This window comes from Leptospiraceae bacterium, assembly GCA_016708435.1.
GTDB lineage: Bacteria > Spirochaetota > Leptospiria > Leptospirales > Leptospiraceae > UBA2033.
Map to the genome: position 1 here is coordinate 295414 of JADJFV010000035.1, position 26360 is coordinate 321773.

Consider the following 26360-nt stretch of genomic DNA (forward strand, 5'->3'; position numbering starts at 1 on the left):
AATGGAAAAGTATCGAAAGAATGTTGGTGTAGTAGTATTTAATGCAAAAGGACTTGTTCTTTTGGGAAATAGAATTCCCCATCGAAGTTCCTGGCAGTTTCCGCAAGGGGGAATGGATGATAATGAAGATCCGTTAGTCGCCGCTAAGAGAGAACTTTACGAGGAAGTTGGAATTGATAATGCAGAGTTCGTATATGAAGTGTCTGATTGGTTGAGTTATGACTTTCCGGCAAATTTAGATTTACCTCATATGAAAGGATTTAAAGGACAGACTCAAAAATGGTTTCTTGCGTATTGGGATTATCCTGCTTCTAATTGTAAATTAGATTTGCATGAGAGAGAATTTGAGACAGTTCAATTCTTTCCACTCAAGAACGCGGCAAATACAATCGTAGATTTTAAAAAAGAAATCTATAAGAAGCTAATTGAGATTTTGCGTCCGGAAATTGATAGATATCTAAAGAATCGCAATGAAACCAGATGAACTAGCAGAATTCTATTCTAAAGTATCGCAGATGAATTCTCCTGAGAATTTGTTTGGAGAGCTAAGTGGTAATACTAAGATTGAAACACTTCAATCTCTAAATGAAATATACAAAGAGCTAATTAAGAAATTTCATCCCGATAAGTATTCTCTTGCTGATGCGTATACTCGCTATTTGGCTGGTGAGATCAGTGGGATCATAAATGATTTCAATTCACAGGCAAAAAAACAAATAGAACTAGAGACGTATGGCAAAGGAATTTCTTCTTCGGCAAATGAAGTTTCATTCGAAATCAAAACGAAGCTTAGAGTCTATCGTATCTTTGAGCATTTCATGGAAGCAGATTATGCAAATCTTTTTAGAGGTGAGTTTAGGACATCTAAGTCAGGTGTCGAAAGAGTCTGTGTAAAAATCATTCGTGATAGAGCCGATAACGATTTAATTCGAAGAGAAATTCAGATTCTAAAATCGATTCAACATAAATCACTGCCTGTATTCTTTGACGAGTTTAGAACTACAGAAGGAGAATTGGGACTCATTGAACGATTTATTGAAGGTCACGATTTATTCAGTATTCTAGAAAAATATCCAAATGGACTTCCGGTCGAGCATGTATGCTGGATTATGGAGAGGCTACTCAGTGTTCTAGGCTTTTTGCACTATAATAAAATTATCCACGCAAATATTGAACCGGGCAATATCATTGTTAGACCGGAAGATCACAATGTATTCTTGATTGATTTTTTATTTGCTATTCCAAATGCAAATACAACGAATGAAACATACGGTTGTTTGAATGAGCCTTACAGTGCACCAGAAGTGAAACTTAAAAAAAGACCCATTCCTGCTTCTGATATTTATTCTATCGGCAAATCCATGTTATTCCTTCTTGGGGGAGATGTGGATAATAAGAAGTTTCCTTCGCATGTAGATAAACGGATCTCTTCTTTTCTTGCTGAATTGATAGAACCAAGTCCCCTCAGGAGAGCGAAGGATGCATGGATTTTATGGCATCGCCTGTCTAATCTGCGAGAAGAAGTCTTTGGAGCGAGGCATCAATTTTTAGAATTAGAGTTATGAAATCATAAAAAGGAATGGAAATAAATTGACTAAATTATTAGTCTGTTAAATTGCTATGACAGAAATTGCATTAGGAATTAATCGAAAGAAACAAAAACCATACAATACTATGATTTTATGCCATTCTGCTTTAGAGCGAAGGCTCTTAGAGCAATACTTTCGCATCGCTGAATTCAAAGTAATTGATGCAGATGAAAAACTGATTTCTTTTTTTGAAGGGAATGTTGCAGATAAGCCAAAGCCAGCCAAAGAGAAAGCAGAAACTGAGATAGAAACAGATGAAACTGAAATAGAGGAAGATGAATTTAGCGAAGAGGAGATTAAAATAAACGAAATTCTTCTCTCCTTTGAAAAGATAGACATTCTTTTGATTGATTATAAACCCGATTCCAATGCGTTAGTTCTTATACAAAAAATTCATCAGATGTATTCTAAAATGATAGTCATTCTCATGATTGATTCAATTAAAAAAGACTTAATTGAAAATATCTTGCAGACAAAGGCAAATGCCTATTTGGTGAAACCAATTTCTAAAAATGTAATCTATGATAAATTGAAGATCATACTAAAGAGAGATGATTTGACTCAAAAAGTTGTAATCGGATACAAACCGAAAGGAGTCAATTTTCAGGAAATGCATATTCCTCCACTGCCCACAGTTCTAAATAAAGTAATTTTATTTGACACAGAAAAAATGGGCGGAAGCGAAGAGCTAGAAAATATAATTGCCCCGGATAAATCTCTAAGTGCGGATCTAATGAGAGTAGCCAATTCTGCCTATTATGGTAGAGCAGGTAGTATCAATACACTGCGAGACGCCATTACCCTTATGGGGCTCAAGACAATTAATAATATTGTTTTGGTAAAGTTTAGACAGAGATATACGGCTAAGCTTCGTCATCCGCTTTATAAAAAATACTTAGAAGAGTTTCCAATTTTAATTGGACTCATTGCTCTTGACTTAAGTGCACCTCTCAACTTGAAACCATTGAATAAGGAAATATTTATTCATTCCATTCTAATGAAAATTGGAATGACAATGCTTGCACTCAATGAGCCAGAAAAATATTTACATGTATTGGACCAATACGGAAATGGAGCAAGAACTCTAGTCAGTATAGAAAGGGAAGAGTTTAATACGGATTATGTGCAAATAGGTTTAAAAGTCTTTAAAACATGGCATTTTCCTAAGTCTATGTCAGATTTAGTGGCGGATCAAGAATTTTTTGTAGCGGATATTAATAAAGTAGGGGATTTAGATAGACTTCTTCGCTTATCCGAAATCTTTGCTCTACGTCTAATAGGTCGTAGACTCATGAAAGAGGAAATTGAATTAGTGAGTGCGATTCTAAAATTCTATCATGTGAAAGAGAATATTACTGACCTGTTCAACCAAGATTATTATCACCATATCCAGAACCATCCTTTCTTTGAACTTTTATAAAACTAGTAACTCATTTTTGGCTAGAGAATTCAACTGTGAACCTTTAAATCAAAGTAAAAATATTAGAAAGATATAATGGGTTATTAAAGCTAATAGCCTGCGGCAGCAAACCCACCGTTAGGTGTAAAACCCACCTTCAGCGCTGGGCACGCTGGCACTCACCTTGCGTAAGGTGAGTTTTCCGTTTCTATCTCGATTGAAATGTCCGCTTTGGAATTCTTTTCCTTGTAAGAAATTCTTCTTCTTTCCTTTACATCCAGGCGTGTATCCTGTCGTCCGATCCTTCGATCTTTTAAATCATGAACATTGAGTGGCTCACCATTTCTGAGTCGATCGTATAGAATCCAAAATCTAAAAGAAGGAATGCGGCATTCCTCATCGAGACAGAGCGCACTTCGAATTCCGCGCACATAATACATTTCTACATATCCTTTGTTCTTTGCGGGTATCTTTCCTCGATATTCACAATGAAAAAAATCTTTTACAATTTCGTATGTTGATTTAGAAATGTTTACCATTTCAGGAGTGCCACTTGCTTCCATTCGTGACGCAATATTAACAGTATCTCCCCAGACATCATAGGCAAATTTCTTCTCTCCAATCACGCCAGCGATTAAGGAGCCTGTGTGGATACCCAGGCGTAACTCCCAAAAAGGAAGATCCATGGATAGTCTTAATTTTTTTGCTTCGTTCATGACTGCTTGAATTTCTAAGGCAGCGAGAATTGCATCTACTGGATGTGTATTATTGATAATAGGAATTCCTCCGGCGCACATATAGCTATCGCCTATCGTTTTTAATTTTTCCAACTTAAATCTATCCATGAGAGAATCAAAATAGGAGAAGCAGCTATCAAGTTCGTTGATCAATTCATTTGGAGTCATCGTCTCTGCAATTTGTGTAAAGCCTTTGAAATCAGTAAACATTACGGAAACTGACTTGTAATGAACCGGAGCAGTTGAACCATTTTCTCTTAGCTCTCTGGCTATTTCTTCCGGGAGGATATTAAGTAGTAGCTGGTCGGATTTAATTTTCTCTTGCTCCATTTCTTTTTGCGCCATCAGTGCAATCTTTTCTGCGATCTCAGCGTCTCGCTTTGCTTCTTGCATTTCTTCTACTAGATGTGCGTTGAAGATGACTCCTGCAATTTGATCTGCAAAGCGCATTAATTTTTTAATATCTTCACTTTGTATTTCAATGATTTTATCCTGGACTGTGAGATTTAAAATTCCAATTACTTCGTCTTGTAGAATCAGTGGAATTTGTAACATGGATTGAAGGTTGCCTTTTCGTTGAATCTCGAAATCAGTTCGTCTCAATTTATATTGTTCGCCATTGTAAACATTGGTTACTGTTCTCTTGAAATTGTAAGCATTGGAGAAATAAAATGGGACACGATTTTTATAGGTTTGATAAATGACACCAAGGGATTCATTTATTTTTTTTCTAAAATGACTGAAGTAGTCGAAGTCCAATTTCTCAGGAGAACCGAAAATGGAAAGTGTTGAGTCGGAAAAAACTTGATTCTTCTTTTTATTTACCAGCAGTATCCATACAATATCAAAACCGGTTCGTTCGCAAATATAAGTATAGATTTCTTTTAAGATTGTAGCGGTGTCTATCGTCGAATTGATAATGCGTGTAAATTCATTTAGTTTTTCTAATTCTGCTTGCTGCTCTAATACTTTTGCTTCTACTCTGCGCTGCTCTGTAATGTCATCATACAAAGCGAGGTAATTTATTGTATTTCCTGCTTTATCAAAGATGGGTGAAATAACAGCATTTTCAATGTATTCATCGCCATTTTTTTTTCTATTGATGAACTCTCCTCTCCAAGTCTTTCCGTTTAGAATCGTAGACCAAAGTTCTTTGTATACTTTTGGGTCTGTTTTTCCTGACTTCAAAGCACTTGAATTCATTCCAAGGGCTTCTTCTGCGGTATATCCAGTTAGTTCAGTAAACTTGGCATTCGAATACTCAATATTACCCCCTAAATCAGTTATTACCATGGCTGCTGGATTTTGCTCAATCACGATGGATAGCCTCTGGTCTTCTGGAAAGTAACTTTTTTTATTGAGGTTTTTTGTTTTCATTTCAGTTTGCCTTAGGTCGCATTTAGGAATAATAAACCTGCTGGTAGAGTAATTTCCAGATTGTATGTAAACTCTCATTGCTTTAAAGGAATAGTGGAGTAAATGTAAACCCAATTTTCTTTTTTGTCAATAGGCAAATTTGGTTTTTTAAAAAAATCCACTCTTGTTAAATAAGATTTTTTTTTATTATATATAGAGATTCTAAAAAAATGGATTTGTTTTTTTTGATTGCAAAGAATAAAGAAACTGTTATACTACTCGCAAAATTTATGAATATAATTCAAACTCAAATTCAATTTAGCCCAGTCTTAATTCGGAAAGCAATTAGGTTTATTCGGAATTCTATTCTTCTGTCTTTTCTTTTTTGTTTGCATTGCGATCCTGCCAAGTATGAAAATCCCTGTTCTCCAAATTCGAGTTACTTCCAAAGGACATTTCAATTAAAAATAATCTTAGGGGATAAGTCTTCTTTTTGTGGAGTTTCCAGCGCAGATCCTTTGCTGAATAATTCTTCCGCGAATACAGGCTCTTCTACAAATACAGGAAATTCCAATCCTACAGGTAATAATCCGGCTAATACCGTTACGCCTCCGACTTCTCTAAGTTATCCGCAAAACTTTTATACATTTACACAGGGAGTCTCAATCGTTTCTGTAACTCCTGCGATAACAGGGACTGTGACAAGTTGTGCGGCAAATCCTGTTTTGCCGGTTGGGCTTTTCATTGACAATGCAACCTGTGCGATAACAGGAACTCCTTCTGTTGGAACTGCGCTTATTGACTATGTGATTACGGCAAGCAACTCGGCAGGTAGCGTAAGTGCTACATTGAAATTACGCTCGCTATTCGGAACGGCTAAGTTTGCTTACGTTCCCAATTTTAGTACCAATAATATTTCTGTATACACAGTCAATCCGAATACAGGTATATTGACTGCAGGACCTACCGTAGGATTTGGATCTGGAACTAGAGATATTGCAGTAGATCCTTCCGGCAAATACCTATATGTCATTGGAAATACAAGTAATAACATTCAGTTATATTTAATCAATAATACTAATGGTGATTTGATTCCCTCTGGTTCGGCATTAGCCACAGGGACAGGTCCAAATTCAGTAACAGTTGATCCAACGGGTAAGTTTGTATATGTAGCGAATAATAGCGGAACTATTTCTTGCTATAAGGCCGATCCAACGACTGGACTTTTAACGGCTGGCGCAAATGCTCCGGCTGGTGCGACTACTCGCTGGATTCGAGTAGCGCCTAGTGGAAGGTATGCGTATGTAGTCAATGGCGGGGCAAATAATATGTATATTTATTCGATTGACCCAATTTCGGGATCTCTTACACAAGTGGGAGTGCCAATCATAACTGGTAATGATCCTAGAAGTGTTGCTATTTCGCCTGACGGTAGATTTTTGTTTACGGCTGAACTGAACGCAAACCAAGTTACTCCCTATTCAATCAACTTAGCTACTGGAGCTGTGACCCCGGGAAGTTTTATTACATTCGCAAATGCTCCTGAATCCGTGTTTGTTCATCCTACGGGCAAATATGTGTATGCCGCGTATAGTGCAGGAGGCACAATCGGAACCGTTGTGACAAATTCTATTAACTTTACGACAGGTGCAATCACTGCTGGCACATCAGCAAGCAGCGGAGGAATAATGCCTAACAGAATTATTGTTGACCCTTCGGGAAAATTTGCCTATAGTTCAAGTTACAATGGGAATAACATTACTTTATATAACTTAGATCCGACAAATGGAAATATTACACTAGTCACGTCCTATTCTCCCGGAACCAATCCAAATGGCATTTTCGTAACAGGTGGTAATCCTTAAGAGAAAATCTACTTGCTTAATTATGTCCGATGTAAGAATAAGGATTATGCCAAAGGAACGTCATATTGTTTCTCTATCGGGTGGAAAAGATTCCACTGCTCTAGCCATATTTCTACAGAAGAATTTTCCTGACAAGGCGTATGAATTTGTATTCTGCGATACAGGAGAAGAACTCCCCGAAACATACAGCTACTTAGAAAAGATAGAAACTTACCTCGGAAAAAAGATCGTTCGTTTAAGAGCAGAGAGAACCTGGGATCAATTCTTAGAAGACTTCTCCGGCTACTTACCATCTGCCCGTAGCCGCTGGTGCACGGCAAATATGAAGATCAAACCTTTCGAAGACTATATCGGTGATGATGTGGTAATTAGCTATATAGGAATTCGCGCTGACGAAAACCGCGAAGGATATATTTCGAGCAAAACAAACATAACGCCTAAATACCCATTCAAAGAGCACGGCATCGACAAAGAAGGCGTTATGCGCATCTTAGACGAGAGTGGTCTTGGTCTACCTGATTATTATAAATGGAGAACTCGCTCGGGCTGCTACTTCTGTTTTTTCCAACGCAGAAAAGAATGGTTGGGGCTAAAGGAAAATCATCCTCACCTATACGAAAAAGCAAAACAATACGAAACCTCTAACAAAGACGGCTCGGCTCAAAACTTCACATGGATCCAAGGGGGCACTCTTGAACAAATCCTAAAAGACGAAGACGGAATCAAACGCCGCCACGATCAATATGAAACACGCGTTAAGCGCGACAAACAAAAGAAAAGCAAACGCCTCATCGACGTATTCAGCTCTGAACTCTCATTCGAAGATGCACTCAACATGGAAGATGATGCTGAGGGTTGTTTGGTTTGTCATGTTTGATTTTTAGATGTTGAAGTGATTTTTAATCTTTTAATTTATGGATGTTGATTTGATTTTTGTTTTTTCATCTTTGAATTTATAAATGTTGAATTGATTTTTGTTTTATCGGATTACACTGCATAGTCCTATCAGACTATGCAGGAGGTATTTCGCCCCGTTGGGGCTTTCCTTTTAACTATAGCTCCAACGGAGTGAAATATCTCCTGATATGGGTGCTAGCCCATATCAGTCTAGTGAATTGATTTTTGATTTATCAGGTTTAAATTTATCGATGATGAATTAATTTTTGTTTTATCGGATTACACTGCATAGTCCTTGCAGACTATGCAGGAGGTATTTCGCCCCGTTGGGGCTTTCCTTTTAACTATAGCTCCAACGGAGCGAAATATCTTCTGATATGGGAGCTAGCCCATATCAGTCTAGTTATAAAGATTAGTCTAAAATTAAAAAGAGGAATTCTATGGCACAGTCATTAGTTAAAAATTATATTCATATTATTTTCAGCACTAAGTATAGAGAGCCTTTGATTCTTGAATCTGTTGAAGAAGAACTTTTCAGTTATATAGGTGGAATTTGTAAAGAATATGAATGTCAGCCCATTAAAATTGGAGGATATCTAGATCATGTGCATATTCTTTGTTTTCTATCCAGAAAAATTGCATTGATGAAATTAGTGGAAGAAATTAAAGCTCATTCCTCTAAATGGATGAAATCAAAAGATCCAAAGCTAAAAAACTTCTATTGGCAAAATGGATATGCGGCTTTCTCTGTTAACCCCCGCGGAGTAGATAGAGTTAGTAAATACATCGAGAACCAAAAATTTCATCATAAAAAATTCGAATTTAAAGAAGAATTGATTCATTACTTTGAACAATACGAAATCGAATACGATGAAAAATACGTGTGGGATTGAAATAGATTCGAAAGGAAAATTTCCAATACATTCATTCGATGATTCTTTCATTGAAGAATATTTCATTTTGAAAAATATTCCTATCCCTTGCAGGATAGGGCTTAGATATTACGCTCCGTTGGAGCTATAGTAAAAAGCCAAGCCCCGAATGGGGCGAAATATCTCTTGATATGGGTGCAAGCCCATATCAATCAGTGTATTTGTAAAGATTCATCAATCTAATTTATTTGTAAAAATTAAATCTATACTTCAATTTATCTGTAAAAAAACTATTTGTTAAAACTACAATGAATTCTTCCAGCCTTCGGTCTGCCTTCGATTAGCCTTCGGTTTGGGTTCGATTTGGCAATGACCAGGATTTGAGATGAATCTGTGAAAAATCGATCAGAAAACGAATGCAAGTGACCGATATACTATAGTAATCATACAGTTATTATAGGAGTAACATATACTATGGCAAAACTTACAGGAAATGTTTTAGGTGGCGTAAAGGGCAAACTTGGAAATGTGTATTTCGCAGAATACAAGGGAAATACAGTTATTAGGGCAATGCCTAAACCTAAAAAGGACAAGCCTTCTCCCAACTAGAAGAAGATAAGAAATGAATTCAAATTGGGAAATTCTTTAGCAAGTAAATTTAAGGCTTTATTTCATTTTATTAAATTGGCGAATCCAGAAGCAAGTCCTAGAAAGGATTTTTTTTCGAGAGTAAATTTAGCAATGATTCAAAATGAATCTGATCTAAGTGTTGATTATGCAAAGCTGGAATTTACAAGAGGACTTCTAGATATTCCAAACGAATTTACCCTGCAATCACAATCAGGTAAAATCAGTGCAAGTTGGAAAAATGTTGAATCACAGGAATTACAGGATGATATAGTGATTTGCCTCTTCGATCCAGCTTACCCAACTCCAATCATCCTCTCCACCAAGCGGCAAACCGATTTTATCCACTTACCTGTCCCTTCTTTTTGGAAAGGACATCTAATTCACGGCTACATTTTCGCCAAAAACGACAAAGGTAAATTCTCTGATTCAAGATACTTCGGGGTTGTTTATTGATTTTTGCTTTATCATCTTTGAATTTATTGATGGTGAATTGATTTTTGTTTTATCAAGTTTGAAGTATATAGATGTTGAATAAATTTTTGTCTTATCATCTTTGAATTTGTAAATGTTGAATAAATTTTTGTCTTATCGGATTACACTGCATAGTCCTTGCAGACTATGCAGGAGATATTACGCTCCGTTGGAGCTATAGTAAAAAGCAAAGCCCCGAATGGGGCGAAATACCTCCTGATATGGGAGCAAGCCCATATCAGTGTAGTTGTAGAAATTCATTTTCAATTTGAATGTATTTATAAAAAGTATTTCAAAACCTATAAAGCCTGTGAATACTTCCAGGTATCCCCTGGAACGATATTTTTAAGTTTAGAGAAATTGTTAAAGATATGATTGCTTATAATTTCCACCTTCTCGGTATTAGCCGCTTTCAAGATGGTATCAGAGGAAGTGAGTTTATAAGAAAGTTTACGAATATCTCGCTGGATAAATGCATCTTCAAAATTTAAGCATTTGTCGATATGGGATTTAATTCTTTGTGTTAAAGCCTCATCTAAATCTAAATCTGGAAGATGATTTGATTTTTTACTATTAAGACTGGTATCTCGAATAGGGTAAAGATTCCAAAATGAATTATTTGGAAAAAAGGAATAAGGTAGAAGATGGTCTAACGGGAATTCACCACTGCATGGATCATCGGAGTAAATACACTTTGTTAGCCCGTGTTTTCGATAAACATTTTTGTAGTGTAGAATTGTATTTTGATCTCTGGTTTCTTTTAAATCAAAGAGAGAACTTAAATCATCAAATACATTTTCACGACCAGAACTCTTTGCAAACTCCATACTCTTTTCAATCCAACGATACGAAATAGAATCTCTTAAGAGAACTCGCATTTCTGCTATTTCCTCGTAGATTCTTTCCGGAAAAGTGATAAAAGTATTTTCTGTATCGAGTAAATCTTTCCAAGTCTTAGCATTCTGGATAATGCTTGTTCGCCTACCAGATAATATTCGTGCATTTTCTCTGGTGTATTCATAATCAATTGAGAATAATGAGTATACTCCGCTATCTTTGGATACTTCTGATTCACCGCTAACAGGCTGATAGAATAAATTAAATAGTTTTAAATTACTTCCTTTTAGATTTGGAATATACTGTAATGGTTGTTCTAGAATAATATTTCGAACTTCAATCATGAGATCAATCATAGTAGGACTAATTTCTTTTTCATCATCCAAATGACTCATAAAATTAAAGATGGATTGCTCATTCTCTGGAATTAAAATACCGGATTCTTTTTTTATAAATGCATTGATACTAGTTTTAACTCCAACTTGCCTTCCTCCACCAATTTGTGGAATTCCTTTTTCAGTTAATATCCAATAATAATAAATGAATTTTCGAGTCACTTCCATGAGAGGAATAAAATAATAACCGTATTTTGGTTTTGCATCTAAATTTTCAAATGTATAATCAATGAGCGAGCGCAGCAAACAAAGCTTATACGTGCTCGTTAATTTTCCATAGTCTAAAATATTTAGAATGTCCTTGATGATGTTCATATGGATACACTTTTCATCCCTTCATTTTCGATTTTATTTTTCTTCTGTCAATCCTTTTCAATTCTGTAAATTTCTGCTTTATCGATTACACTGCATAGTCCTATCAGACTATGCAGGAGGTATTGCGCTCCGTTGGAGCTATAGTAAAAAGCTAAGTCCCGAATGGGGCGATATATCTCCTGATATGGGAGCAAGCCCATATCAGTGTAGTTGTAAATAGCCAAATTTCTTACTACAAAAATTCTATCCTTCTTGCGGACAGGCTAGGAAGCCTATCCTACCTCTTATTAATATCCCGCCTTCTCACTTTCCCCAATAAAATCTTATCAAAACCATAATAAAATTACCCAACGTACTTGACAACAATAGTAAGCTTCGGTTATCCAGTAAGTCAGCACTATGGGAATAAATACAATATTACAATCTGCTAATGAGCCTTTGCCTTCTGTCAATCTTGGATTTGATGGACAAGACCCGACTCCTCGTCTAGAGGACTTTTATCTTTCTAAAAAAGGCTCTCTTGTGATTCGGACTGTCTTAGAATCACTCGGAGGAAACGAAAAACGAAAACGAATTGGGACAATTACGGCACCGCCCGGCTCGGGGAAATCCTATCTTGCTTTGTTTCTGGGAACTCTCCTTTACAATCACAAGCCCTGGAACAAAGACTTACTTGCTATTCTAGAATCACAAAATAAATCCTATCGCGCTGAAATCGAAAAACCACTTCGAGAATACTTGGCTTCCTCTGAGAGACTCATTCCTGTTTATATGGTAGGCGAGTCAGAGAATCTAAGACGAAATCTACTCGATGCAATTCTTAGCGGGTTACAGATATTTGCCGGTCGAGAGAATTTTTACGATGAACTGTTTTCTTTTTTTAAGACAGATATGGATTGGCAAAAAAAGACTGGAGACGCGAAGAGACTTATTTCTAAAATCGCAGAGGCTTATTCTAAACCGGATGATTTCTTTCTGGGTTATAAACTTATATTGGATTTTTGTTCTTCTCTTGGTTTTTCTGGATTTGTTATCTTTAATGATGAGTTTAATCGACTATTGGCGCGAGAGCAAGCTGTGTCTTCGGGGGATTTAGATTTCTTACAAGACTTCGCAGAATACAATTTACGACTTAAAAATTTTACAGTCCTACACTACTTACTTTTACACAAAGGAATTTCCCAATATCTAAATGGAATTTCTTCTGATCGTCGCAAGGAATGGTTAAAGATAGAAGGCAGATTCTATCAGATTAATTTTCAAGAAGAGTTAGCAGACACCTACGGGCTAATTGCGAATTACCTCCGTAAGAATACAAACTTTAAATTAACCGAGAGACGAGATGAAATTCTTTTAGGGGAAATAAAAAGAGCCTGGAAAATCAATCCATTCTTAGAAGAAGAAATCGGACCTGAGTTAAAAGAAATTTCTCATAAAGCCTATCCTCTTCATATATCGAACTTGGTCGCACTTCCTCTTTTATGTAATCTACTCGGACAAAATGAAAGAACCCTTTTTGGTTATCTTTCTGATATTCCTTCTCGCAAGAAAACAGAGCATTTATACCTAGACGATCTATTTGATTATTTTGATACCACAATCGACAAATTGGGATTAGACGATTCCTTACTTACGCGCTGGCATTATGGAAGAAGTGCAATTGCAGAGACAACGGATAAAGATAAATTTAGAATCATAAAAGCACTCACTGTATTATCTGTAATCAATCGACCGAATCTACTTCCCGCAACAGTAAAGTGGATTGCATTCTCCCTTGGACTAGAAGAGGCTAATTGTAAATCACCTCTAAAGGAATTAGTCACATCAAACCTTGCTCTTCACAGAGAGGCTAATAAGACGTATCTGATCTATTACGGAAGCTCGATTGACTTAGCAAGTAAAATAGAAGAGCTTGCTCCTTCTATGTCAATAGGCTCAATCACAAGAACACTCGAAGAGACATTTCGACTAAGCCCCGTCTATGCAAATTCGTATAACGCCGAATTCTTCACATCTAGATTCTACGCGCGAAAATTTATTTTAGAAGAAGACATTCGTGAATTCATTCAATATAAATTAGACGAAAATTCTGATCGATCGATTGATCGACAGACAGACAGACAGACAGACAGACAGACAGACAGACAGACAGACAGACAGACAGACAGACAGACAGACAGACAGACAGAAGTATCTCTCTCTATATCTAAATGATTTACTAGAAAAAGAAAAACGCACCGGTGCAAGTGGGGTAATTCTCTATTACCTCGGAAATCCAAATACAGAGTCCGCAAAAACACTACGTAAAATTATTTCCGAAGAAGAAACAGGAAAAAATTTCCTAGCTGTATTCTCCGAGCATAACTTCCAAGACTTTTCTTCTCTAAGAAAGTATTCTGCTTGTATTAAAATTTCAGAAGATCCCGAAATCATAAGGCAAGACTCGCGTGTAAAAAACGATGCCCGTATTTATCTAAATGATCTATACGAAAAACTTCAATTTACAATTCGAGCCCTATTCAGAAGAGACGAATCAAAATTAGTCGCACCAATTGGTTATGAAAAACAAGACTCTCTCCAAAAAATAGTTTCTGAGATTCTAACCAAACGATTTCCTCTCTGTCCAAAGATAAACTCCGAGTTCATCAACCGCGAGCAGATATCACCAATTATCCGCAATACTAGAAAAAAAATCCTACGGGATATGATCTCAGGAGATACAAGTCTAGGTCTACGCGACAAAGGTTATGGTCCCGATGTAGCCATCTTTCGCAGTCTATTCAGTGTAAAAAATGTTTTTAGAAAAGAAGACAAACGAATTGAATTCAAGTTTACTTCCCCCGAAGACTATCTAGGCAGAAAAGACGAAGGTTTGAAAAAAGTATTTGAGGCTATTCACAAGTATCTACTCGAAGAATCCGAAACTCGCAATCTAGACAGGCTCTACGAAATTCTCACTTCCGAGCCTTATGGAATGTATTCAGAGATGATTCCATTTTACTTTCTCGCCGCCCTTCTCGAAAAGTCGTATTCTTTTTCTCTCTATGAAGATGATAGATACGAAAAGGAAATCAATTCCGATATACTCGAAAAGCTACACTCGAATCCAAAGAATTTCAAAATCCGTATTATCCGCTCGAATGCAGTCTTAGAAAAATACCTTTTAGAAATTCCAAAGATATTTACCCCCGGAGAATCGGCTCGTCTATCAAGCCAAGAAGAAGCACGCATTCTAGAAACACGTAAGATCAATGAAAATAAAATCTATCGCTCTGTGATTTCTCTTCTCTACTGGTATACCAAACTTCCCGAATGCACACGTCAGACGAAAGAGCTTTCCGAGGTTAATTCCCGTTTTCTCCAAGCAATCTCTCATTCGGTGAATCCAGAAATTCTTCTCTTAGAAGAAATCCCCGAACTCTTCGGCTACGACCTAAACACTCTAAACGAAAAAGGTCTAGTCCAATTCATCACCAAACTAAGCCGAGCCAAACAAGAAATTGCCAGCCACTACGAATCTCTTCTCTCTCGTATGTCCGCCGACACTGTAAAACTCCTAAGCGCCTACATTTCTTCCCCATTAGCGCATAAAGACTTGTTATCCTCTCTCGCTCAATTTCGCTCGGAAAACGAATACAAACTTGGTCTACTCAAAACCCACGACGCCAGTTTCTTAAAACTATTCGAGCGTCTCTCTTTTAAATACGACTCCGAAACCGCACTCCTAGAATCCCTTGCCTCTCTTCTATGCGACCTCCACCCCCGCTACTGGAAAGACAATACCATTCTAGAATACGAATTCAAACTCACAAGTGAGCTTTCGAAGCTACATATCGCAACATTAATGTCTTCGCCTGGGGAATCGTCCCACTTGAAGATCGAGCGGATACTCACGGAATACCGTTCTCTTAGGAAAGAAGAGCGTCAACTGTTGATTAGTCGGTTGAAAGAGGAGGGATAATGGTTAATGGTGAATTGTTAATGATTAATGGGGTGGTTCACGCAAAGCCGCAAAGACGCGAAGGTGGGGGTAATAATGATTAGTTGTGAATTGTTAATTATCAATGAAGAATTGTTTCGCGTAGGGGCTGAATACATTCAGCCCTGTAGTGGGAAAGAGGATTAATTAAATGCCTGAACCTAAAAATCTAATGCAAAGTCAATGGTCTGTAAATCGCTCTTATAGAACTGGAAGCGATGAAGAGCCTTTGCAATGTTACTTAGAAGGTTTAGTTAATAGTAATAATTTTGATTTGTTGTTAGGGTATTTTAGTTCTTCTGCAATAAATGTTTTATCTATTGGGTTTGCAAATTTTTTACATTCGAACGGAACTATGAGAATGATAATTAACAATGTCCTTTCTCAAGAAGATAAAGATGCAATCAGTAAAGGACAAGAAGGAAGTATTAAAAATAACCTAATAGATATTACGGATATTAAAAGGTTAAAGAGTATACTTGATGATTACGGTAAACATTTTTTTGAATGCTTAGCTTGGTTAATTGCAAATGAAAAAATTCAGATAAAAATTATTAAGCCTAAAAATGAAAAAGGAATAGCGCATTACAAATCCGGAATATTTTCTGATGGGGAAAATCAGGTTCGGTTTAAAGCATCCTGCAATTTTACTTCATATGGATTATTAGAAAATTTAGAAGAGTTAGATATTCATCTAAGCTGGGAAAATAATCCTTCCAATAGAAATATAATTAATAGCCAACAAGAATATTTCAATACAATATTTTCCGGCAATGCAGACTTCGTTGATTACTTAGAGGTTAATGATATATTAATCGCAATCAAAGATGAATTTGGAAATAAATCCTTGCATGAATTGATAGTGCAAGAAGAAGAATTGATCGCACAAAAAAATCAGATTATTGATAATAAGCATTTAAAAAAGTTATTCGCAAAGCTAACTGAGAAATTTGAAAAAATAACGAAAGAACCAAGATTTCCTTATCCAAGTGGTCCGCGAGAGTATCAGATTGAAGCATATAAGAAATGGGTATAGAATGGTAAAAAAGGAATATTTTCGATGGCAACAGGGACAGGAAAAACAATTACTGCACTGTATTGCTTACTCAAAGAATTTCATGAGGAAAAAAGATTCAATGCGGTTATAATAGTTCCAACTCTTTCCTTGCTTAACCAATGGTATGAAGAAGCAAAAAAGTTTAATTTTAGAAATTTTGTTTTAGTGAGTTTAGAAAGTAAATGGGAACAGGGATTAAAGAGTTTCATTAATAGTGCTTCATTACCAAATTCTTCTTTTATCATCATTGTAACATATGCATCTTTCAAAAAAGAGAGACTACAGGAATATTTTAGAAAACTTCCGCCTTCCACTTTATTAATAGCAGATGAAGCTCACAACTTAGGGTCTAAGGATACTCTTAGATTGCTTCCAAAGATAGCGATCAATAGAAGAATTGGTCTATCCGCTACTCCAAATAGAAAATATGATGAAGCTGGAAATGGAGAAATCGAAAGTTTTTTCAATGATAATAATCCATATGTTTATTCATTTTCAATGAAAGAAGCAATACAAAAGAATTTCCTGTGCACTTACACATATCATCCTTATTTGGTGCAATTAACTGATGAAGAATTTGAAGAGTATCTTGAAATTACTAAAAAGCTAGCTAGATTTTTTAATGATAAAGAAGGTTTTAAAAATTCGCCTGAGGCTGAAAAGCTTTTACTTTTAAGAAAAAGAATTATACATAAAGCGAACAATAAAAAAAAGGCCTTTCGAGAAATTATAGAAATTGAATTCAAACGAAAGGGTAATTTAAAGTATACTCTCGTTTATGCGCCAGAGGGAATTGAGAATAATTATTCAGATGTTGAAACAGAAATAGAGAGTCAAGATGATATTAAACTCTTAGATGAGTATTCTCGAATTGTGAGAGATATAGATAAATCAGTAATGATCTCACAGTTTATTGCAAATACGTATAATAGAGATAATGTGTTAAAAGAATTTGAACAAGGTGATAGACATGTTTTAGTCTCAATGAAGTGTCTAGATGAGGGGATTGATGTTCCTCGTTCCGAAGTTGCTATTTTTTGTGCGAGTACTGGAAATCCGAGGCAATTTATTCAAAGAAGAGGTCGTGTTTTGCGACCCCATATTGATAAAACATACGCCAGAATTTATGATCTTGTCGTCATTCCTCCATCAGCGGGTATTTCAACGTATGCGATGGAACGCAATTTAATAAAAAATGAATTAGAGAGAGTAATTGAATTTTCTGATCTATCAATGAATAAAATGGAAACTTATACTAAATTACAGAAAGTATTAAATGATTATAATTTATCATTCACAAAGTAAAGGAGAGTAAAATGTCAAAAACAGATAGAATCTTAACTGAATTTCTGAAACATGAATTGGTTTTAAGTGAAACTAAACTTAATAAAGAAACCATACCTAAGAAAGTAGAAGAAGCAAAGAACAGCGGCAACTTGCTGATATCTGCTATAGCAACTATTGTTGAACAGGTCGAAAAAGGATCCGGTGCAGTTGGTATCGATACACTTATGATGAAGAAAATTAATACCGTAAAGGATATGATATGAAAATAAATCGAATTATTATAGAAAATTATTTATGTTACTATGAAAAGAAAACATTTAATCTTTCTGATGGTCTGAATATTATTATTGGGGAAAATGGTGAAGGAAAAACTAAGTTTTATGAAGCACTTGATTGGATGTTTACAGGTTTAATTGATGGGAAAGAGCCAAAGCTATTAGAATTAATTTCAGCAAAGAAAAAAAAAGATTCCTCAGTTGGTGGTAAATTTGAAGTATCCGTATCCATTGAAGTGAGACAATTTAATGAAGTTAAATATGTAAAAAGATCTTATGTTGTAACAAAAGAATCTGATTTAAATTTTATTACTTCACAGGTAATGCTAACTGCCACTGTAGATAAGGTAAACGGAGAAAGAGAGCATGCCCGTGCTGAGCAGATTTTTAGTGAGATATTTCCTGAAAGATATCGTAGATTCTCGATGTTTAAAGGAGAACAAGAATTTAGAATTTTAGAAAAACCGGACTCGTTCAATGAGCTAGTGGCTGCCTTTTCTGAATCATCTGACTATGAGAATTATACTAAGGCTATTTCTGAGATGAGAAAAATAAGAGAGAAAAGTATTAGCGAAGCAGGTAAACGATCTCAAAAAGATAGTATAAATTACCAGATAGCTAAAACTAAGATTGAAGAGAAAGAAAAAGAAGTAAAGAGTTTCAGTGATCGACTTTATATAATTAAAAATAATAAAAATATATTAGAACAGCAAATAAAGCTTCATGAAAGTTCTGTTGCAAATTCAGAAGAAATCGAAAAATTAAATAAGAGGATTGCTGAATTAGAACAAGCTATCAAATCAAAGCAAGATTTAATTGATCAAGATTATACAAAGTATTTATTTGATGAGAAATGGATTTTACGTGATTTTGAATCTGTTTTCAATGAATACTGTCGAAAAATTGAAAATTTTTCAAAAGAGAAATGGGAGCAGGAATCGAATTATCAGAAAAAAATTGCATACGAACAAGGGCAGGCAGACTTAATAACAGCGCATAAAGCTAATTTACCTTTTGATGTTCCATCAGTCGATCTAATGCGTGATATGTTAGAAGAGGAAATTTGCAAGGTATGTAATCGATCAGCGCCTATCGGCTCGGATGCATATATATTTATGAAAAGTAGATTCGAGAAATACAAGAAAATAGTGGAAGGAGGAGCGAAAAAGAAAAAGGAACAATTTCTTTTTTCAAACGATTATTTAGGTAAATTAAGATTTATTATGGATACTCATAGAAATAACCGTTTGCTAGCGGAAGATATAATGGAAAGCATTGAACAAAAAAAACAAAGTAATCACTCATTGTTTGAAGAAATTAATGACCTAAATAATAAGTTAGCTTCGGAAAAAAAAGAAAAGTCCAGAATTATTTCTTTTTCGAATGAATCCGAAGAAAGGTCTCAAAACAAATTAACAGATTATAGAAGCTGGATACAAGATTTATGGGATTGTAAAAGAGAAGAAATAACATTTACTGAAAAATTAAATGGTCTAGTAAATGAATTGAAAGATTTGGAGGAAGAGGCTACGCGATATAATACGACAAAGGATCCAATTTTAGTAAAGGCAAGAGATTTATACGATACAATTTCAAAAATTTTCAATGATACAAAAGAAAGAAAGTTTGATGATTTTATAGAAAAATTGCAAAGAGAGACAAATGAAATATTCGGGAAGATTAACCTAGATGCATTTAAAGGATATATTAAATTTGAAAAAAAATTAATAGGAACAAAAGCTAATATAAACGTTTTATTAATTGAGGACAATGGTATATTTGAAAATCCAAATGACTCTTTAAAGACATCTATGCACATTTCAATATTATTTGCAATCTCAAAGCTTGCAAAAGAGTTTAGTTCGGATGATTATCCCATGATCTTCGACGCCCCTACATCTACTTTCGGAGAATTGAAAACTACAAATTTCTTAAATGTTTTGAATGAAGTTGGAAATCAGAAAATACTGCTCATTAAAGATTTTATAACAAGAGATTTGAAAAATGGAAATTTAACAATCAAAAATGAGTTTCGAAATATTAAAAGAGACAAAGCCTTTTGGGTTAAATTACAAAGACCTTTTGATGAGCATAACCTAAGTACAATTAATACAGAAGTAGTGGAGTTATAAAATGGAAGATTTTGATTTATTTAAAAAATGGGCAAGTAAGACTCCGAAATATGATAAAAAATACTCTGATAACTTATTTGATAAGATAACTAAAAAAGGCGGGGGCTCTGATAGAACCCAAAAAGATAGGGGTAAACTATTTAATACAAATTATGAGCTTTATATCTATTGTTTTTTTCTTGGTCTATATAATAACGAAAGATTGAAAATTCCAGTAGATTCAATAAAGCAAGATTTTAGTCATCCGATTCAACATTGGGGAAGCAAAGGAAATAGAAAAGATCGAGGTGAGTTTACCGTTTTACAAGAAAGTATTTTTATAGCATGTGTGGCTAAAACAGAAGTTGACTTCATAGAGTTAGAAAAAGGCAGTATATCTCCGAACCATATTGTTGATGCTTTAATCGAAACATTGGAAAGTTATACAAATGGAGGATTAATTTTATTACAGGAAGAAATGGATAAAAACGTTAATTTCACACTTCTCGACATGGCATTTCTCGATTTAATTTTTAAACATCAAAGCCATTAAATCGGCGACTAACCATCACACCATGAACCTAGCTAAACTATTTTCACGTGCGGATGATGAGATCATCCAAGATATAATCGGGCATACATCGATTAGCCTGTTACAGAAGGTGATGCCGGAAAAGGCTACGCCTTCGCAGTTGAAGAAGTTGGTGGTGGAATTATTTCATTATGAAGGGTTGTTATTAAAGGATGATACGAGAGCGCATATCATTGATTTGCTGCGGACAGATGAGATACAGAGTTTGCATGGTAGGTTGGGATTACGAGCGAATGGAAGTTTGTATGAGAGCTTAAAGAGATTGAAGTTTGAAAGAGGATCGGAGAAAGAAGAGATTCTCTTTACATTCTTTGAATTAAAAGTTCCAGAGTTAGATAAGAAAGTTGTCGTTCTGCCAGTGGAAGAGGCTGATACTAGTTATGCGCTATTTTCTCATCAAAGAAAAGCGATTCGGGAATTAGAAGACCGATTGAATCATGGGGCTGAGAGGATAATTCTGCATATGCCCACGGGGTCGGGTAAGACTAGAACTACGATGAATTATATCTGTGATTTTCTTCGTAAGAAGGAACCGTCAGTTGTTATATGGCTTGCATATAGTGAGGAATTATGCGAGCAAGCGGTGGGTGAGTTTAAGAAAGCATGGAAGTCGATTGGAAATAGAAAGATTAAAGTGCAAAGATTTTATTCTACTTCGCAGTGGGAAGATGGAATGGAAGACGGAATCATAGTTGCCGGACTTGCTAAGATGTATAGTGCGATTCGAAAAAATGAAATCCAGTTTATCAATGATTTATCAGATAAAGTTTCTCTTATCATAATGGATGAGGCTCACCAAGCAGTTGCCGAGTCTTACAATCGAATCTTACAAATCCTAAGTCGCAAACAAAATGTATCTATCATTGGATTAACAGCAACTCCTGGCAGAAGTTATTTGAATATAGAAGAAGATGAAAAACTAGCGAGCTTCTTTCATCGAAATAAGATTACTTTAAAAGTAGATGGATATAAAAATCCAATCGATTATCTTACGGATAATGGATATTTGGCGAAAGTTACCTTTGAGCCATTGATGCATAAAGGTGGTAACACTATCTCAGATGCGGATATTGCAAAAATAGAAAAAGAATTAGATTTAAGTGAAGAAGTTTTAATCAAGCTAGGAAAAGACGAGATTAGAAATGCAGCAATTCTTTCTAAGTTAAAATCTCTTGTTCTTCGTCATAAAAGAATTATGTTTTTCTCTGCCTCTGTGGAACATTCCAACTTAATTGCATTTATGTTACGAGCCATCGGGATAACAGCATTTTCCGTTACAGGGCAGACCCCATCAAGCGAGAGAGCCAAAGTAATTCGTCAATACAAATCAGATGAGGATACTTCGTTTGTCCTCTGCAACTATGGAATCTTTACTACAGGCTTTGATGCGCCTAAGACAAGTTGTGCTATGATCGCAAGACCAACTAAATCGCTTGTTCTTTATTCCCAAATGGTAGGAAGAGCGATACGCGGAATAGAAGCCGGCGGAAATGAAGAAGCAGAAATTATTACAGTAGTAGATATTAAACTGCCAGGGTTTAGAAGTATGGCAGAAGCATTTATGAATTGGGAAGATGTATTTTAAAAAATAAAGCTAATTATTTTTAGGAGAAAACAATGACAGATAGACATGATATAGTTCCAGCTCACTTAGCAATTCAAGCAATGAGAGACAACGGGTATAAGAATACAGCCTACGCAATCGCTGAATTGATTGACAACTCCTTACAAGCGGGAGCTAAGAATGTGCAACTTCTTTGTGGCGAAGAAGAAGTGGATGGCAACCGGAATAATAAAATTACCCGCATCGGTCAAATAGCCATTTTAGACGATGGGGGTGGAATGGACGAAAAGACTCTACGCCTATCACTACAATTCGGAAATGGAACTCACTTAGAAACCGAAAATCAACAGGGCATTGGAAAGTTTGGAATGGGTCTACCTGCTTCTTCTATCTCGCAGTGCACACTAGTCGAAGTCTGGTCATGGCAAGATGGAGTGGATAATGCAATATATACCTATCTTGATTTGAATCAGATTAAGAAAAAAGAATTAATCGAAATACCTAAACCTAAGAAACATAAAATTCCTAAAATATATTCTAGAATCGGAAAAGATTTTGGTAAATCAGGAACCTTAGTTGTTTGGTCTAGATTAGATAGAATTCTATGGCGAAGAGCAGATGCGATCATTACCAATTCTGAATTTTTAATCGGACGTTTATACAGAAAATTTTTAGACAAGAAGAAGTGCAGCATACGCATGGTAGCCTTTAATTTAAATGATTTAATTAACATTAGAATTGATCGGTATGCTCTGCCAAATGATCCTATGTATTTAATGGATAAAACTTCTTGTCCTGCTCCATTTGACAAAAAACCAATGTTTGAAGAGTTCGGCGATAGAGAATTTAAAATGCCTATTAAATACAATGGCAAACAATATCCAGTTAAAGTTCGATTTAGCGTTGCCAAGAAAGAAGCAAGAAAAGGAGAAGGTGCGGGAAGTAGAGATCATGGGAAACATGCTTCCAAAAATATTGGAGTATCACTTCTTCGCGGCAATAGAGAAATTGAATTAGATAAAACATGGACAATACAATATGATCCAATGGAAAGATGGTGGGGAATTGAATTAGATTTTCCATCGGAGTTAGATGAACTATTTGGTTTAACGAATAACAAGCAGTATGCGACAAACTTTTCTCATCTCGCAGAAATTGATTACGAGGAAATTGCGAAAGGAAAAATGACAATCGCAGAATACCAAGATCAATTAGAAGCTGATGAAGATCCGATTGCTCCGATTTTAGAATTAGGAAATAGAATTAAAAAAAATTTATATTCCATGAGAGCGCAGATTAAATCACAAAATGCCGGGGCTCATTCAACACGAGCAGAGACTCAAACAGAAGATACTCCTGAAGCAATTGCGACTAAAGCAACTAGAGAAATGATTGAAGAAGGCTTTACTTCTAAGAATGATGAGTTAGAAAGTCTACCTATAAAAGAAAGAACGCAGCAAATAGAAAAGGCATTAATCGATCAAGGCTTAGATGTAGAAGATGCAAAGCAAATTTCTAAAACGGCAACAGACTTTGGTTTAAAGTATGTATTTGCTCACGCAGATATTCAGACACCTGCTTTCTTTACCGTTAGACCGAAAGCGGGAACAATCATTATTACCCTCAACACCGAGCATCCCGCTTACGATAAGTTGATGGAAATAGTGGACGAAGACATTGAGGATGCTTCTAGAGAAGAATTAATTGATCGTTTGTCCCGTGCAAGAGACGGACTAAAATTATTACTCGAAGCCTGGGCGCGCTACGAAGATACTTTGCCAGATGGAAACATCAAAGACAAAGCCCAAGAAGTTAGAAACGACTGGGGAAGAATGGCAAAACGATTTATGACTTCTGATTAAGGAAGTTCTAACGGTATGATATACATCCCTTTCCGTTCATGAAACAGGCAGGGATGCCTGTTCTCCTACTCATTGCATCACATTTAGTTCTTAGGTTAACGACATCGTGGGAACTATATAGAGATAGATTTTTTGTTTGCTAATAAGTTGAATAGGAAAATAATATTTCTGATAAGACTGTTAATTGATTGTAGATTCGCAGAGGATTTTTTTGAAATAAATATTTTTCTTGAAAGATTATCTTTTTGAAAGAAAATTTCTTTTGAAAATATATTCCTTTTGAAAAATATTCCTATCCCTAGCAGGATAGGGATTAAATATTCCGCCCCGTTAGGGCTTGGCTTTTTACTATTAGCCCCAACGGGGCGAAATCATTCGTGGTGTGGGTGCTAGCCCATACCACACAATTCCGTTGGAGCTTTCCTTTTAACGATAGCTCCAACGGAGCGAAATCCCTCCTGGTATGGGTGCAAGCCCATACCAGTGTATTACCAACCAGACTTTATTGTAAAGAACCGAAAATAGATTTACCTTGACAAGAGTCACAAAGAAAAATAGAATTGTTGAAAGGGAAAAATATGCCAGTAATAGCTCGCTTTTACGGAATAACAATCAAGATGTACTTTAATGATCATTTGCCTCCACATTTTCACGCAATCTACGGCGAGTTCAATGGAATATTCTCAATTGATAATTTATCTATGATTGAAGGCGATTTACCATCTCGGTCTATTCGTTTAGTAGAAGAGTGGGGAAGTAAATACCAAACAGAATTAATTAGAATGTGGGAAACGAAAGACTTTATCAAGTTGCCGGAGCTAGACTAATGGCTAACGATAATAATCCAACACAATTAAAACCTCCTAGAATCAATAAAATTTACATCGACAAACATACTATTTATGTATTATTTCTGGATAATGCTATCAAGAAATATGATATATCTCCCTTGTTAGAAAAAAAAACATTTAACAAATTAAAAAATCTTTCTTACCTGAAAACGGCAAAGGTTGATTCCGGAGGTTATGGAATAAGCTGGGATGATGATTGCGATCTGAGTGAAAACGAACTGTGGACAAAAGGTGTATCTGTCACGGATACAAAAGAATTAGCTAAACTTCATTTGCTATTTGTAGAGCCGAAAAGCTAATAGCAAATGTATCGAATAGACCCTCTCGCACCTAAAAATAAAAAAGACTAACACCAATGAACCACAACGGACGCAACCTCAAAGAATCAGTATTAAAATTTGTAGAGGAAGCAGAAACTCTAGCGATTTTCGTGCCGTATATAAAGCTCAATGTATTAAAAGAAATCCTAAGCCAAACAAAGAATTGCCGTTATATAGTGGTGAGGTGGGAGGTGAAGGATTTACTCGAGAGAGCGAGTGATTTAGAAATCTACGAAGTATGCAAAGAAAAAAAGATTTCGCTTTTTCGAAATGCTAGACTTCACTTGAAACTATACTTAGATGCGGATAAGGCATATTTGACTACGGCGAATATTTCGTCACGGGCGTTAAATTATGGGAAGTATGAAAATTACAATTACGAAATGGGAGTGAAGATAGACAAACTCGAATTAGAGGATAGAATCTATTTACAAAATATTTTAGATGAAAGCCAATTGATTGATGATAGAATGATGGAAGCAATCGAAGAACAATTATCCCTTCTGGCACTCGATGAAGAAGGGGGCGACTTTGAGTTTAAGAATATAGCGGATAAGAAGGATTTTCTCCTATCGTCTCTTCCAATGTCAGAGGATATAAACAAGCTAAAAGAATTCTACAAAAATAAATCAGCACCGACACAGGTAGAATATGATTGTATGGTGCATGATTTGAGTCTATATACAATTCCAACGGGATTAAAGGAAGAAGAATTTCTAAATCGACTTCGCGTATTTTTCTTCGAACATCCTTTTATCCAAGCCTTTCTAAAAGAATTAAACTCCGCAGGCGGAGAGCTTTACTTCGGAAGAGTCAGACAGTGGCTTGCGGCTAACTGTGCAGACTCCCCAACTCCCAGAGCCTGGGAAGTAACAAAAAATGTCCAGATACTCTACCACTGGATAGAAACCCTCGGAAGCGGCAAATACGCAGTAGACGTTCCGGGGACGCATTCACAGAGGATTTTTTTAAGTAATATTTTTTGAAAAATTATCTTTTTGAAAAAAAATTATCTTTTAAAAAAAATACTTTTGAAAATATATTCCTTTTGAAATATATTCCTTTTGAAATATATTCCTATCCCTAGCAGGATAGGGAT

Annotated in this window: 19 protein-coding genes and 1 pseudogene; 18 read left to right on the forward strand and 2 right to left on the reverse strand. The window is 35.7% G+C overall.

Annotation, left to right across the window (positions count from 1 at the left end; genetic code table 11):
* Position 1 precedes the first annotated feature (1 nt).
* The 3 genes from IPH52_26750 to IPH52_26760 are packed head-to-tail and all read left to right on the forward strand — an operon-like array spanning position 2 to position 3009.
* Positions 2-484 (forward strand): RNA pyrophosphohydrolase, encoded by a 483-nt coding sequence (locus IPH52_26750; protein MBK7058584.1) that lies wholly within the window; start codon positions 2-4, stop codon positions 482-484.
* Positions 471-1565, forward strand: coding sequence for a protein kinase family protein (locus IPH52_26755; protein ID MBK7058585.1), 1095 nt, complete (start codon positions 471-473; stop codon positions 1563-1565). The genes IPH52_26750 and IPH52_26755 overlap by 14 nt, the downstream gene beginning before the upstream one ends.
* Before the next feature lie 55 nt (positions 1566-1620).
* Positions 1621-3009 (forward strand): HDOD domain-containing protein, encoded by a 1389-nt coding sequence (locus IPH52_26760; protein ID MBK7058586.1) that lies wholly within the window; start codon positions 1621-1623, stop codon positions 3007-3009.
* Positions 3010-3167: 158 nt separating this feature from the next.
* Here the strand turns inward: IPH52_26760 and IPH52_26765 are convergent, their stop codons facing one another.
* Complete coding sequence (locus IPH52_26765) at positions 3168-5102, reverse strand: PAS domain S-box protein (protein ID MBK7058587.1); 1935 nt, start codon at positions 5100-5102, stop codon at positions 3168-3170.
* Between the two features lie 209 nt (positions 5103-5311).
* On the opposite strand from IPH52_26765, the gene IPH52_26770 reads away from it, so the two are divergent.
* From IPH52_26770 to IPH52_26785, 4 genes are all read left to right on the forward strand, one after another.
* Entirely contained in the window at positions 5312-6946 is a 1635-nt protein-coding gene (locus tag IPH52_26770; GenBank protein MBK7058588.1) for a beta-propeller fold lactonase family protein, read from the forward strand.
* A gap of 22 nt (positions 6947-6968) precedes the next feature.
* Positions 6969-7823 carry a phosphoadenosine phosphosulfate reductase family protein gene (locus IPH52_26775; GenBank protein ID MBK7058589.1) on the forward strand — a complete coding sequence of 285 codons (855 nt, stop codon included), beginning with the start codon at positions 6969-6971 and terminating at the stop codon, positions 7821-7823.
* A gap of 460 nt (positions 7824-8283) precedes the next feature.
* Positions 8284-8736, forward strand: coding sequence for an IS200/IS605 family transposase (gene tnpA / locus IPH52_26780; protein ID MBK7058590.1), 453 nt, complete (start codon positions 8284-8286; stop codon positions 8734-8736).
* A 612-nt stretch (positions 8737-9348) separates the two neighbouring features.
* Entirely contained in the window at positions 9349-9798 is a 450-nt protein-coding gene (locus IPH52_26785) for a hypothetical protein (GenBank protein ID MBK7058591.1), read from the forward strand.
* Between the two features lie 317 nt (positions 9799-10115).
* Here the strand turns inward: IPH52_26785 and IPH52_26790 are convergent, their stop codons facing one another.
* A complete protein-coding gene (locus tag IPH52_26790; protein ID MBK7058592.1) occupies positions 10116-11363 on the reverse strand; it encodes a hypothetical protein in 1248 nt (415 codons plus the stop codon).
* A gap of 2089 nt (positions 11364-13452) precedes the next feature.
* On the opposite strand from IPH52_26790, the pseudogene IPH52_26795 reads away from it, so the two are divergent.
* From IPH52_26795 to IPH52_26845, 11 genes and pseudogenes are all read left to right on the forward strand, one after another.
* A pseudogene (locus tag IPH52_26795) lies at positions 13453-13551 on the forward strand (glycosyltransferase family 8 protein).
* Positions 13552-15493: 1942 nt separating this feature from the next.
* On the forward strand, positions 15494-16378 hold the full coding sequence (locus tag IPH52_26800; GenBank protein ID MBK7058593.1) for a hypothetical protein: 885 nt from the start codon (positions 15494-15496) through the stop codon (positions 16376-16378).
* A gap of 24 nt (positions 16379-16402) precedes the next feature.
* Positions 16403-17704 (forward strand): DEAD/DEAH box helicase family protein, encoded by a 1302-nt coding sequence (locus tag IPH52_26805; GenBank protein ID MBK7058594.1) that lies wholly within the window; start codon positions 16403-16405, stop codon positions 17702-17704.
* Between the two features lie 11 nt (positions 17705-17715).
* A complete protein-coding gene (locus IPH52_26810; protein ID MBK7058595.1) occupies positions 17716-17949 on the forward strand; it encodes a hypothetical protein in 234 nt (77 codons plus the stop codon).
* A complete protein-coding gene (locus tag IPH52_26815) occupies positions 17946-20093 on the forward strand; it encodes an AAA family ATPase (protein MBK7058596.1) in 2148 nt (715 codons plus the stop codon). Before IPH52_26810 ends, IPH52_26815 begins: the two co-directional genes overlap by 4 nt.
* A 1-nt stretch (position 20094) precedes the next feature.
* Positions 20095-20625 carry a hypothetical protein gene (locus tag IPH52_26820; protein ID MBK7058597.1) on the forward strand — a complete coding sequence of 177 codons (531 nt, stop codon included), beginning with the start codon at positions 20095-20097 and terminating at the stop codon, positions 20623-20625.
* Between the two features lie 22 nt (positions 20626-20647).
* Positions 20648-22249, forward strand: coding sequence for a DEAD/DEAH box helicase (locus IPH52_26825; protein ID MBK7058598.1), 1602 nt, complete (start codon positions 20648-20650; stop codon positions 22247-22249).
* 32 nt (positions 22250-22281) lie between these two features.
* A complete protein-coding gene (locus IPH52_26830; GenBank protein MBK7058599.1) occupies positions 22282-24090 on the forward strand; it encodes an ATP-binding protein in 1809 nt (602 codons plus the stop codon).
* A gap of 578 nt (positions 24091-24668) precedes the next feature.
* Positions 24669-24917: a DUF4160 domain-containing protein gene (locus tag IPH52_26835; protein MBK7058600.1), complete on the forward strand. Its 249-nt coding sequence runs from the start codon at positions 24669-24671 to the stop codon at positions 24915-24917.
* Complete coding sequence (locus IPH52_26840; GenBank protein MBK7058601.1) at positions 24917-25240, forward strand: DUF2442 domain-containing protein; 324 nt, start codon at positions 24917-24919, stop codon at positions 25238-25240. The genes IPH52_26835 and IPH52_26840 overlap by 1 nt, the downstream gene beginning before the upstream one ends.
* Before the next feature lie 56 nt (positions 25241-25296).
* Positions 25297-26247 carry a hypothetical protein gene (locus tag IPH52_26845; GenBank protein MBK7058602.1) on the forward strand — a complete coding sequence of 317 codons (951 nt, stop codon included), beginning with the start codon at positions 25297-25299 and terminating at the stop codon, positions 26245-26247.
* Positions 26248-26360 lie beyond the last annotated feature (113 nt).